Source organism: Pedobacter agri, from assembly GCF_032678665.1.
GTDB classification, from domain to species: Bacteria; Bacteroidota; Bacteroidia; order Sphingobacteriales; family Sphingobacteriaceae; genus Pedobacter; species Pedobacter agri_A.
Genome location: NZ_JAVTSH010000001.1, coordinates 743,805 through 756,355, shown reverse-complemented (window position 1 = coordinate 756,355; position 12,551 = coordinate 743,805). Strand labels below are relative to the sequence as shown.

Annotated in this window: 12 protein-coding genes; 6 read left to right on the top strand and 6 right to left on the bottom strand. The window is 38.9% G+C overall.

Annotated elements, in window-relative coordinates; translation table 11 throughout:
- Positions 1-563: 563 nt before the first annotated feature.
- Complete coding sequence (locus R2Q70_RS03425; protein ID WP_316806258.1) at positions 564-1,547, top strand: hypothetical protein; 984 nt, start codon at positions 564-566, stop codon at positions 1,545-1,547.
- A 1-nt stretch (position 1,548) separates the two neighbouring features.
- On the opposite strand, the gene R2Q70_RS03420 is transcribed toward R2Q70_RS03425, so the two are convergent.
- From R2Q70_RS03420 to R2Q70_RS03410, 3 genes are all read right to left on the bottom strand, one after another.
- Positions 1,549-2,169: a rhomboid family intramembrane serine protease gene (locus R2Q70_RS03420; RefSeq protein ID WP_316806257.1), complete on the bottom strand. Its 621-nt coding sequence runs from the start codon at positions 2,167-2,169 to the stop codon at positions 1,549-1,551.
- Positions 2,170-2,173: 4 nt separating this feature from the next.
- Complete coding sequence (locus R2Q70_RS03415; protein WP_316806256.1) at positions 2,174-3,865, bottom strand: M14 family zinc carboxypeptidase; 1,692 nt, start codon at positions 3,863-3,865, stop codon at positions 2,174-2,176.
- 80 nt (positions 3,866-3,945) lie between these two features.
- The gene (locus R2Q70_RS03410; RefSeq protein ID WP_316806255.1) at positions 3,946-4,677 is read right to left on the bottom strand and encodes a hypothetical protein; all 732 of its coding nucleotides are present in this window, start codon (positions 4,675-4,677) and stop codon (positions 3,946-3,948) included.
- Positions 4,678-4,736: 59 nt separating this feature from the next.
- Here R2Q70_RS03410 and pepT point away from each other — a divergent pair, with 59 nt between their 5' ends.
- The gene (gene pepT, locus R2Q70_RS03405) at positions 4,737-5,990 is read left to right on the top strand and encodes a peptidase T (RefSeq protein WP_316806254.1); all 1,254 of its coding nucleotides are present in this window, start codon (positions 4,737-4,739) and stop codon (positions 5,988-5,990) included.
- 67 nt (positions 5,991-6,057) lie between these two features.
- Here the strand turns inward: pepT and R2Q70_RS03400 are convergent, their stop codons facing one another.
- Positions 6,058-6,387: a hypothetical protein gene (locus R2Q70_RS03400; protein WP_316806253.1), complete on the bottom strand. Its 330-nt coding sequence runs from the start codon at positions 6,385-6,387 to the stop codon at positions 6,058-6,060.
- Positions 6,388-6,556: 169 nt separating this feature from the next.
- Here R2Q70_RS03400 and R2Q70_RS03395 point away from each other — a divergent pair, with 169 nt between their 5' ends.
- Complete coding sequence (locus R2Q70_RS03395; RefSeq protein ID WP_316806252.1) at positions 6,557-7,423, top strand: aldose 1-epimerase family protein; 867 nt, start codon at positions 6,557-6,559, stop codon at positions 7,421-7,423.
- A 36-nt stretch (positions 7,424-7,459) separates the two neighbouring features.
- On the opposite strand, the gene R2Q70_RS03390 is transcribed toward R2Q70_RS03395, so the two are convergent.
- Positions 7,460-8,848: a Gfo/Idh/MocA family oxidoreductase gene (locus tag R2Q70_RS03390; protein WP_316806251.1), complete on the bottom strand. Its 1,389-nt coding sequence runs from the start codon at positions 8,846-8,848 to the stop codon at positions 7,460-7,462.
- A 25-nt stretch (positions 8,849-8,873) separates the two neighbouring features.
- On the bottom strand, positions 8,874-9,692 hold the full coding sequence (locus R2Q70_RS03385; protein ID WP_316806250.1) for an endonuclease/exonuclease/phosphatase family protein: 819 nt from the start codon (positions 9,690-9,692) through the stop codon (positions 8,874-8,876).
- A 186-nt stretch (positions 9,693-9,878) separates the two neighbouring features.
- On the opposite strand from R2Q70_RS03385, the gene R2Q70_RS03380 reads away from it, so the two are divergent.
- The 3 genes from R2Q70_RS03380 (at position 9,879) to R2Q70_RS03370 (ending at position 12,074) form a co-directional block, all read left to right on the top strand.
- Positions 9,879-10,313: an ester cyclase gene (locus R2Q70_RS03380; protein WP_316806249.1), complete on the top strand. Its 435-nt coding sequence runs from the start codon at positions 9,879-9,881 to the stop codon at positions 10,311-10,313.
- Positions 10,314-10,423: 110 nt separating this feature from the next.
- Positions 10,424-10,846 carry a VOC family protein gene (locus R2Q70_RS03375; RefSeq protein WP_316806248.1) on the top strand — a complete coding sequence of 141 codons (423 nt, stop codon included), beginning with the start codon at positions 10,424-10,426 and terminating at the stop codon, positions 10,844-10,846.
- Positions 10,847-10,997: 151 nt separating this feature from the next.
- Complete coding sequence (locus R2Q70_RS03370) at positions 10,998-12,074, top strand: acyltransferase (protein ID WP_316806247.1); 1,077 nt, start codon at positions 10,998-11,000, stop codon at positions 12,072-12,074.
- Positions 12,075-12,551: the final 477 nt, after the last annotated feature.

The following is a 12,551-nucleotide window of genomic DNA, read 5'->3' as shown; positions in this document are numbered from 1 at the left end:
GAAAATTATCTATATGTTCTAAATGCCTATATGGTTTAATAGAACTCAAATGGTTTTACGGCAAATGATGAGACTGCCACAGCCTGTGAAAAACAGGCTTCGTAATGGCGTATTCGGCGGATGAGGAGGAGCGGATGGCGTAGAAAATTATCTATATGTTCTAAATACCTATATGGTTTAATAAAACTCAAATGGTTTTGCGGGGTAAACGGTAAGATTGCCACAGGCTGTGAAAAACAGGCTTCGCAATGACGTATTCGGCGGATGAGAAGGAGCGAATGGAGTAGAAAATTATCTATATGTTCTAAATACCTATATGGTTTAATAAAACTCAAATGGTTTTGCTGCGTAAACGGTAAGATTGCCACAGCCTGTGAAAAACAGGTTTCGCAGTGACGTAAGGAGATCGGCCATATGGTTTAAAAAACTCGGCATGATGCTTCTCGTAAAAGATTATCACAGTCGGCGAAAGGCTTCTCCTTTGAAATAAAAACATAGGGAAACTGGTGGTGTTGTAATCCCAAGGTTAAAAAAAATCATCCTTACCGAGCCCTAAAAATATAATGGCTAATATTGCAGCGATGAATACTGGCTTATACAATCCTTTCCAAAGTTTCGACTTTCTGTACAAAAAATGTTTCTTAAGTGGCCACACTTTTAACTCACCTGTATTGCAGGTTCCGTTGATTCCGAAATGGTTATTGGAGCAGGCTGGCTTAACCGGTGAGGAACAAATCCAGTTTCTGGATGAAAGTATTCGTTCGTACAATACGTTGGTTATACCGGTAAACAGCGAAGTTAATGCGCAATTCATCAATCCACTGGAAGATAAAATTGAAAACGCTTTTGCTAAGGGTTATGATGCAGTCTCAGCTTTGCCCGAACTGGATTTATTTAACTGGATCGGCAAGTTTTTATATGGTTTTGTATACATCGAAATGCATTCTGCTTTACGCAAAGAAATGACTGCCGATGGTTTAAACATGTCGCAATCTTTAATGATGAAATTCGCCAACCTGAATTTCATGATGCAGAATTTATATACCAGCATCGAATTTGAAGATTTTACGCCCTGGTCTATTACCGTGGTAAAACTCGAAAACGAAGAAACGCCTTTTAGCTTCCGCGATGAAATTAACACGTTAACGTTTTCTTTAAAAATGAAAGATTTCGGTATTGTTGCCTGCCTGCAGGATAACGGAACAAACAAAAGATATCATCAGGAAATCATCAATGAAATAAAAGACAAAGCGTTGACGGCTGAACAGTTTGAAGAATTAACTGCTCGTTTTTATTATTCTGCCTATCTGTTTAACCGCTTGCCTGAGTATACGTTTATGCCCGTAGAAGGCACCACTTACATTGAGGCCATGCCACTTCGGGGGAATATGACCAAGCCCCTGTTTGATGTTTGGCAACATAAAATTTATGCGCAAGTGCTCGAGAATTTCTGGAAACCCTGGGGTTATGTTAAATTCGAAATCATTAAAGATCCTGACCACCCGATGAGCTTTTTTGAAAGGCCATGCTTACCGCAAGCGGGATAAGCTACATGCCCAGTTTAGCGGCAATGATGGAGAAAAAGTTTTGCAATATCCCGGGCACGAAAATAATGGTAAAAATTAATCCGGTTAAGGCACCAAAAAAGTGCGCATCATGGTTAATGTTATCTCTCGAATTTTTGGAAGCATAAACGCAGTAAATCAGGTACAAACCTCCAAATATTACCGCCGGAATGCCAAAAGGAATAAATAAAATGCCGATTTCGGCCATTGGGTTAAATAAAATGAAACTGAATAAAACACCGCTGATGGCGCCGGAAGCACCTAAGCTATTGTAATGAAAATCATCTTTATGTCTGAACACTGTAGGCAAATCGCTTAATATCAACGCCAGGAAATACATTAAACCGAACTGCCAGCTCCCTATCATTTGCTCTAAAGCAAAGCCAAAGGCATAGAAAGTAAACATATTAAAAAACAGGTGCATCCAGTCGGCGTGGATAAGCCCACTTGTAATTAAAGTATAAACGTTTTGCCCTTTTGATACACTGTAAGGATGCAGCATAAATTTGCCGTAAAGGCTTTGATCGTAAAAAGCATAAAGGCTGGTTACAATGGTAAATACAAATATGACTGATGCTACTGGAGCAATGCTGAGGTATTCCATTTTCTTATTTTAAATCGAGCTTTACATCTGTTACCAAACGGGCCACCGGATATCTATTGTGTGTTTTCTCGTAATAATCAGAATTTTTATACACAAAATCAAGTTGTGCAGCGCCATTCTTCGCAAAGTCTGCGTCCGCAGCCTTTTTAGCCTCTAATTTATTTTTCAGCTCCGGATTATTCTTCAGTAGTTCTGCTGCTGTATCTTCAAAAACATAGGCCGAGTAATGCTCCTTCATATCCAAAATAGAATCGAAAAAGTTCCAGTTGAAGTAAGAATCTGTTGCCTGCGGTTCCAGGGTTTCTACAATATATCGGTTGGTTTTCTGGTTTACATAAACTACAAAATCGCCAGTGTAATACTGTAAGGTATTTTGGACGGGATTAACAGTTACTGCTGAGTGTAAATAATGCCCTTCGTACGGACGAGTGACCGTTTTAAAATCGGTGATATAGTAACTTTCAACAGCAATTTTCGAATCTGTTTTCAACTCTTCTACTTTAACATTATTGAGTTTTAGCAAGGTAATTACTTTATCCCAAGCCTTTGGAATAATATAGGCAACAGGTTTTTTCACGGAAACTGCAGGTTCGTAGTTGTTCCATTCTTTAATGGTTTTGGTAAAGGGCTTCTTGCGATCGTAAAACAAACGATCGGTTCCGCTAACTGCACTTGGCTTTTTGCCCGATTCGAAACCTTTAAATGGTAAATCGTTTTCAAGAGATTTGTTCAGCTTCCAGGCCAGTGGAAATTCTTGTTGAGCAGCTACAAAATCATCCGCTTTGCGCTTATTTTCGCCAATAAGTTTGGCATCGCGTTGCACCACACCGATATAGGTCTGCAAAAGTTTATAAGTAGCATCCACACGCAAATCGTAAGCTTTAAGCATATGCGTTTCGGGCATAAAACCAATCGTATTGTGTAACGTGGTGTAACCGGTAGAGTAACGTGGTGATTCGATAAAACCCGCTATTCCTGTTTCTGGTATTTCGCCGAACGAATTTACATAGGGAATCATCGGATAACCCTTTTTCTCCATGCCAGCATATAAATCGGGAACGAGTGTTTTCGTTAAATAATTTGATAAAATCGGATTCAGCTTATCTTTTTGCGTCGGAATCAGGGTCATCACATACTGGTAATCAGCACCGTTACTTGTATGCGTGTCGACAAAAATTTCCGGCTGCCAGGTATTAAAAATCAATTGAAAAGCGGCGGAGTTTTTTGAATCGGTTTTAATGAAATCGCGGTTTAGATCAAGGTTTTTGCTATTGCCACGAAACCCATACGCCACCGGCCCGTTCTGATTGGCTCTTGAAGTTCCTGTTCTATTAAAACTGCCGTCGATATTGTAAACCGGAATGATGCAGATGACCACATCTTCAGGAAGCTGGCCGGCCTTTAACAAATCTCTGGCCAACATCATTGAAGCATCTATTCCTTCGGGTTCGCCCGGGTGGATACCATTGTTGATCAGTAAAATTCTTTTGTTTTTTTGCCTGATTTCGGCTGGCTCGAAAACTTTATCCTTCGATAAAACCAAAAGATGCAGCGGTTTGCCAAAATCGGTGTTCCCATAACTTAGCAGCTTTGTTTGAGGATAAGTTTTGGCAAGATTTTTATAAAAAGTAATCGCCTGATCGTAAGTTGCCGTTTCAGTTTTACCACTAATTTCGAAAGGTGTTTTTTGTGCCATTGTTTTTAAGTTGAGGAATAGAAAACACATGACAAACAAATTTCTCATACAAAGTGATTTAAATAAGATGACAATAGGAATTAAAAAAACTTGCGGTAAGCCTTAATGTTTCCGAAGAAGTATTTTACACCGATGCTATAAACATTGAAAGTGTCCGGGTCGTAGTTTTTAAATTTGGTTGATGGATCATTGTATCCATCTAAACCTTCGCCAAAGGTAAAGTTACTTTGAGCATTGAAGTTAATTACATAACGAACGTAGCCATAACCATCATTGATGTAATAATTAAGGCCAAGATTAATCGGCACGATCATATTCAGGCCTTTATCTACGCCAGGAAATGGTCCGTAACCAGGGTCGAAAGCAGCCCAATCTGGCTTATAACGCACAATATCGGTAATGTTATTATTAATTACTCCAACCCCTAAACCAAGATAGGCTCCTTTTATAGCTTCCCAAAAAGGCCTTCTATCATAATTGATAAACTCGCCCAGTTGGACTTTTAAATTTGCGGTAACGCTGGCATATTTATTAACAAATTGGCGGTTGTGCGGATCGGTTACAATGTCGCCACCTTGAACCATTCCGAATTGCGCTTCGAGGCCTCCGGTAACAAAAGGCGTAAAATGATGGTTAATTTCTCCGGCAACTGTGTAACCCCAATTCCCCTCAACCACATCGGTTTTTGAATAATTGATACCACCACCCAAGCCCCACGACCATTTAAAATAATTTGATTGAGCAAATGAAAATGTAACCAGGAACAAAAATAAAACAGTGAGTGATGTAGTCTTCAACGGGCTTAAAGTCATATCGTTTTTTTACAAAAATAATATGTTTATTCAATATCTATAACTTTTACCTTTGAATTATGAGCAAGTACACCAACTTTAACAAATCTTTAGAACAAAGATTTATCAAATATGCCAAAATAGATACGCAATCAGATCCACTTTCACCGACTTGTCCTTCTACTGAAAAGCAAAAAAACTTAGGTAAGGAGTTGGTTCAGGAATTATTGGAAATGGGCGTTTCTGATGCTGAAATGGATGAAAATGGTTATGTTTATGGAACCATTCCGGCTACAAGCGATAAAAATTTACCCGTGATTTTCTTTTGTTCGCACATGGATACTTCGCCAGATTGTAGCGGCGAAAATGTAAAACCGATTATTCATGACAATTATCAAGGCCAGGATTTAATCCTGCCAGATGATCAGACTATTGTGTTAAAAATGGCTGAACATAAAGACCTAAAACATCAAATAGGAAATGATATTATCACCGCAAGTGGCACAACACTTTTAGGTGCAGACAATAAAGCAGGCTTAGCCGAAATAATGGAAGCAGCAAGTTTCCTGATGAAAAATCAAAACGTAAAACATGGCACCATAAAAATCCTTTTTACGCCCGATGAAGAAATTGGAAGAGGTGTGGATAAGGTGAATCTTGAAAAATTAGGCGCCGATTTTGGATATACCATTGATGGCGAAACCTTAGGATCAATTGAAGATGAAACTTTTTCGGCCGATGGAGCAGTACTATCAATTCATGGCGTGAGTACACACCCAGGTTTTGCCAAAGGTAAAATGGAAAGCGCAATCAAAATATTGGCCGATATCATTGCTACTTTACCAAAAGAAACTTTAACGCCCGAAGCTACCCATCAAAAAGAAGGTTTTATTCATCCTGTAAGTTTCAGCGGGCAGGTAGAACAAGCAGAAGCCCATTTTATCATCAGAGATTTCACCGATGAGAAATTAGCCGAACATGGAAAATTTTTAGAGGACTCGGTAAAAAAGATCATGGAAAATTATCCAAATTCAACCTATTCGCTCAAAATAAAAGCACAATACCGCAACATGAAACAGGTGCTGGATAAACATCCGAAAATTGTTGAATACGGTATTGAGGCCATTGAAAGGGCTGGCGTGGTAGCAAAACCACAAAGTATTCGTGGCGGAACTGATGGTTCGCGTTTATCATTCATGGGGTTACCTTGCCCAAATATTTTTGCCGGCGAACATGCTTTTCACAGTAAACAAGAATGGGTAAGCGTTCAGGATATGGAAAAAGCAGTGCAAACAATTATCAACATTGCGGCGATTTGGGAAGAAAAAGGATAGGTTTTCTGAAGTCTTTAGTCCGATGCCATGAAGCGACTAGCTTATTTTTGGACTAAAGACTCCAAGCTTAAAAGGAAGCCTGCCCGATATCCAGTCTACTGATCTTTCCCTCTTTACCTAATTGAAATTTGAAATAGGTTTTAAAATCTCCCCACTGATCGGAATGAAAATTTCCATACACTTCTAAACCGTTATTCTCTACCCTATCAATGCTGGTAAAGCGCTCATGGCCCAATGCTTTTTTAAAAAAATTGTTGAACTGCATCTGATTTCCGTCGTCAAATAGCTGTACATCATCAGTAAATAACGTAAACCAGGTTTTTGCATCGCCATTTTGAAGTGCTGTAATGGCAGTTTTAACTTTTGAGTTTGATAATTTAGATAGATCGACAGGCATAACAATGCTAATTTTTTTGAGATAGACGCGATTCATCCCCGAAGTAATGAACCCAAAATTTTAAAACCAAAGCTAAAATTTTAAAAGAAGCATGTCTTGCCTAAGGGAATGAATCAAATTTAATAAAATTGTTTCTAAACCACCACTATTTTGTTACTTTTAAAATGTAATGATAACCCTCGAAAACGATTATTTAAAAGTAAGCCTTAATGCTGAAGGAGCAGAACTTCAAGGCCTGTATAGTAAAGAAACTGAAATAGAATATTTGTGGAATGCCGACCCAAAGTATTGGGCAAAACATAGTCCGGTTTTATTTCCCATTGTTGGATCTTTAAAAGACGACCATTTTAATTATAACGGAAAGCGATATGAATTACCAAGACATGGATTTGCCCGTGATCATGTTTTTAAAGTTGAAAAAGTAAGTAGTACTGAAGCCATTTTTACTTTAACGCAAAGCGATGAAACCCTCAAGGTTTATCCATTTCACTTCGAATTAAGGCTGATTTACAGGCTTATTGACAGAAAATTAAACTTAACCTATGAGGTGATCAATACAGGAAATGATGAACTTCTATTCTCAATTGGCGCACATCCGGCTTTTGCTGTTCCAAATACGCCTAACACCACTTACGACGATTATTACCTGGCTTTTAATACGGATGAAAAATTAACCTACTGGAAACTGGAAGATGGATTGGTAGCCAATGAAACGGAAAGCATCGAGCTTGATGGGCATAGATTGAACCTTAAACATGAACTATTTTACAACGATGCATTGGTTTTTAAAACCCTGCAAAGCAGTTGTATCAGTTTGTTGAATCAAAAAAACGATTACGGTTTACATTTTCACTTCGAAGACTTTCCGTTTTTCGGTATCTGGGCGGCAAAAGATGCACCATTTATTTGCCTGGAGCCCTGGTGTGGCGTAGCCGATGGCGTGAACCACGATCATCAATTGCAACGCAAGGAAGGAATTACATTACTAGCACCTGGTAAAAACTGGGAACGCTTTTGGGAAGTAGAATGTTTTTAAAAACAAGCAGGACCAATTTTCATTGCTCCTGCTTGTTTAAATTTTCACGTCCATTACCTTGCCGTTTTTCCTGCTTGCTTCTGCCATAAAACCCATAATATGGCTTTCTATCGATTCATCAATAGTTGAGGTAAGTAAGGCCGGATTTTGCTGCGCCACCGCCTGTACAAAATCCCTTACCAGCAACCAATCTCCACCACCATGGCCGCTATTTTTGTAACCATCTACATCTTCGGCTTTAGGAATAAATTTGGTTTCTTGCCTGGTTTTAAAATCATGCACAACCAACTCCGTCATATCGCCAACCATATCACCCATAGAGCCCATAATCCTGGTTCGCCGATCATGGTAAGATGTAAATGCCTCCATTGAAAAGCTTGCGGTTACACTATCGCTAAATTGAATGCTCGTAACATAATGATCAGGCTGATCGTTATCCATTTGATACACGCAACGTCCATAATTGGTTGTTTTCAACTTTTCTAAAACCGCTGCTTTCCGGTCAGTTGTGCCTTCAGGAATATCCAAAACCGCTGTTCTCGAATTTCTGTCAACATATTCTTTAATGGCAGAATAAGGGCAAGTCCGTTCCACAGCACAACCATCGGTGCACCTGGCTGTGCTGCCTTTAGGTGCGTTTTCTTTTTTAAACCACTTCAAATCGCCCATGGCCACAATGCGTTGCGCTTTTTTGTTGATTACCCATTTCATGATATCTAAATCGTGGCAAGATTTTGCCAAAATAATCGGCGTAGTTTGTTTTGAATTATGCCAGTTTCCACGTACGTAAGAGTGTGCCATGTGCGTGTGCTCAATCGGTTCAAAATGCTGAATACTGATGACTTCGCCGATGGCGCCTTTGGCCAATAGCTCTTTCATTTTTACAAAATAAGGAGCGTAACGCAACACGTGGCAAACGGCCACAATTTTTCCCGTCTTTTTTGCCAGCGCTAAAATATCGCGGCATTCTTTCTCTGTTGGCGCAATGGGTTTTTCCAAAAGCACATCATAGCCCATTTTTAAAGCCTGCATACAAGGTTCGTAGTGCAAATTATCGGGCATCGAAATGATTACAGCATCGGCCATTTTAGGCTTTTTGAAAACGTCTTCCCAGGTATTGAACCTGTTGGCATCGGTAATATTATGCTTTTTAGCGTATCGTTCATTCCTAAACTGAACGGGCTCCGCAACGCCTATAATTTTTATCTGATCGGGAAATTTCGATGCAAAATTACCATAAACTGTTCCGCGGTTTCCTGCACCACAAGTTATCGCCGTAATGGGTTTATCCAAAGGGCGGTGCAAGGGATGATCGGGAATGCGGTAGCTATAAGTATTTTCAGCCAGCCGGGCCAGCACATCTGTACTCACCACTGTAGCGCCCAAACTCAGGCTTAAGGTTTTTAGTAAATTTCTACGATTCATATTTTTGTTTGCTTAGTTGATGCTGTTACCTGTTTAGTTGGAACACCGCCAAAACCGGCAGATGATCAGATGCATAAGTTTCATTAATTACCTGGTGCGAAATCACTTTAAAATTATTCCCTTTTTTATAAGCGATGTGATCAATGGTATGCCGCGGATTGATTACCGGAATGGTAAAGCCACAGGCTTCACAGCTTCTTACAAATTGCTGATCGAAAATTTTAATGCTTTCCGAATTTGGATCAGCATTTAAATCTCCCGCCAGGATTAAGGGCAAACTTTCGCTTTCTGTTATCCGGTTTATTTCTTTCACCTGCATCATCCGGTTTTCTTCAGGTCTTTGTGCATCCAGGTGTGTAGCGGCGAAACGAATCTTTCTGCCATCTGGCAAGCTTGCTGTTCCCATTCCTAGAATCCGTGGTTCGGCTTTTGGATCCTGATTATTCGGAAGGCGATAAGTTTGAGGATCACTCAAAGGATATCTCGAAAGAATGGCAACGCCATAGTCACCTCCATCGTGATCAATAGCTTTAAAAAAGTAAAAATTCATCTTTAGTTTGGTTGCTAAAAGCACAGCTTCGTTGATATTTCCCGAGCGCTTCGTATTCACATCAACTTCCTGCAAAGCCACCAAATCAGGCGACTGGGAAGCAATCACTTTTGCAATGGCATCAATATCGATTAATCCCTCTTTTGATTTTGATGGTGGATTGGCGTGATGGATGTTATAACTTAAAACCCTGATTTCATTCGGATTATTTTTGTTTACAGCAACTTTGGGAGAGCAGGCGAAGAATGAAATAGAAATTAGCAGGTAAAGATGATGGAAAGCTTTTTTGAACATGAGTAAGTGATTGATGTATTCTAAATTAATAAATAAAAGCAATTGAAACGATTTGTAATATAATTTTTATCAAAAGAAAACAAAACGGAAGTTTATTGGTGCTGTTCGATCGATTTTAAAATTGAGGAAACAACATTAAATCAACCTTGTTTAATAATTACATCTTCAACAAAAAATATAAGAGATATGGATAATCAAGTAGAGAAAAACAAAGCGATTTGCAAAGTATTTTTTGATGAGCTTTTCAATCAGGCAAATTTAGATGCAATAGATCAGTTCGTTGATAGTGGCGTAAAAGTGCACAAAACATTTCCATGGCAACGGGAAGGTACAAAGGCTTTTTATGATACGGTAGAGGTTTTCAAACTCGGTTTCCCTGATCTAAAAGTAAAATTTGATGATATTTTGGGTGATGGCGACAAAGTGATGTGCAAATTTACAGTAAGCGGTACCCACAAGGAAACTTTCCTGAATATTGCAGCAACTGGTAAACAGATTGAATATGAGGAAGTAAATATTGTTCGCTTTCGGGATGAAAAAATAATTGAGCATTGGGTGGTGGCCGATACGTATAGTTTAATGAAAACGCTAACAGGTGGTGAAGTGCATCAGTTGATTTAGTAAGACGCCTATTATTAATGGGTTACCGTCAGAAGACCCCTCTTTTTTGTCTCATTTGCACCCATTAAACTTTTTTGGCTTTTATAACTTAGCATAAACAAAAATAAGTTATGAGAACCATGCACCCATATTTAAACTTCGACGGCCAGGCTGAAGAAGCTTTTAATTTTTATAAATCTGTTTTAGGGGGAGAATTTATCTTTTTTAAGAAAATGAGTGATGCGCCTGAATCGGATAAATTACCTGAAGATGAACGGAACAGAGTGATGCACGTGGCTCTTCCAATAAATGAGCATACCATTTTGATGGCTTCTGATTGTATTCCGTCTGCCGGGCATGTGTTAAAAGAAGGCAATAACATGTACGTTCATCTGGCGGCTGAAAGCAGGGAAGATGCAGATAAACTTTTTGATGGTTTATCAGCTGGAGGAACCATCGAAATGCCAATGGAAGATATGTTTTGGGGTGATTATTTTGGAAGCTTTAAAGATAAATTTGGCATTCAATGGATGATTAACTTTGGGAGTTACTAAATAAACATACAAAAGGACTTTCACTAAACTGAAAGTCCTTTTATTTTGTCCCATGAAAAAATCTGCTTAAGTTTTATTTGGCATAATCTGGCCATTTCTGTATCCTTGTTTATGCAGCTCTCGCTTATTAGCATTCAGCAGCCCGTATAACATGACCAACGTAAGCCCAAACCTTTTAAAAACAAAACAACATTTTAATATCCTTGATGGATTAAGAGGTGTTGCCGCACTGGCAATCGTCGCATTTCACTTTATGGAGGTGGTATTCGAATTTAGCAAAAACGTACTTGGTCATGGTTTTTTAGCGGTTGACTTTTTTTTCTGCCTGTCAGGTTTTGTGATCGCTTATGCATATGACGATCGGTTGGGCAAGATGGGCATTATGGAATTTTTCAAATCCAGGGTAATCCGATTGCATCCTTTGGTTATTTTTGGCTCGGTACTGGGGTTACTAACCTTCCTTTTCGATCCTTTTAGCGGAACTGCCGCGGCGTACAGCATTGGCAAAATTACTTTACTCTTCCTTACTTCGGCCTTATTAATTCCCTTCCCTACCATGGAAGATCGATATTTCAATAATTTTGGCCTGAATGCACCCGCCTGGTCGTTATTTTGGGAATATGTAGCAAATATCTTTTACGCCTTTGTACTTTATAGATTGCCAAAAAAATACCTGATTGTTTTGGTATTCATCGCCGCTGCGATTTTAATAAGTGTAGCCTATCAGGCAGGTTCGCTGTTGGGCGGTTGGGCAGGCGAAAATTTTTGGGAAGGCGGAGCCAGAATATTTTATTCCTTCCTGGCAGGCTTAATTATTTACCGGTACAATTGGATCATCAAAAATAAACTCGGGTTTGTCGGCCTATCTATTCTTTTGCTGCTGGCTTTTTTTATGCCCTACTCAGCGTATAACTGGTTAACAGAAACCTTTGTGGTGCTTATCTATTTTCCCTTACTGGTTTCACTTGGTGCGGGCACCGCGGCCACACAAGGCCTGCATAAACTATGCATATTTTCCGGAAAAATTTCCTATCCGCTTTACATGACTCATTATATGGCCATTTGGGTATTCGCCAATTATTATAATACTTACAAACCTGAAGGCATAAAACTGGCACTGGTAATCAGCTGCGGATTAGTCGCTTTGGTTTCCCTGGCCTACTTAACAATGATTCTGTTTGACATTCCTATTCGGAAATATTTATCCAAAAAAAGAATCAACGCCTAAAGAGTTACCAGATTACATTTTTTTATTTTTTTTTAAATCTTAAAACAAAGCCATTACTCTTGTGTTTATGATATAGTTTGTTTGGTTTAGTTTTATCGGTGGATACTTATAAGACATTCAATATAGCCTCATAGAGATATGAGGCTTTCTCGTTTTTAAACAATTTTTGTTTTCCTTGCAATTTCATCTCATCTCAAGAATACCGAATATTAGGTATTGACAATCAATTCGTTATCATTTATCTTTAAATCTAATTATCCCATATCCTTCGTTCAAGATTCGTTCCCGCTGTTAATCTGACTTTTCATTTCTTAAAAATTAAGGTACACGCATATAGAGTAAACCATCTCCTTGCTTACTGTTTTTGGCAATAAATAGTTTTCATGGAATAATCTAAATGATCCCAAAAATGCAACTTATAAACAATGGATTTGTAAGGGTAAACTTCGTTTTCACGCTACAAATTATCGCAGCACC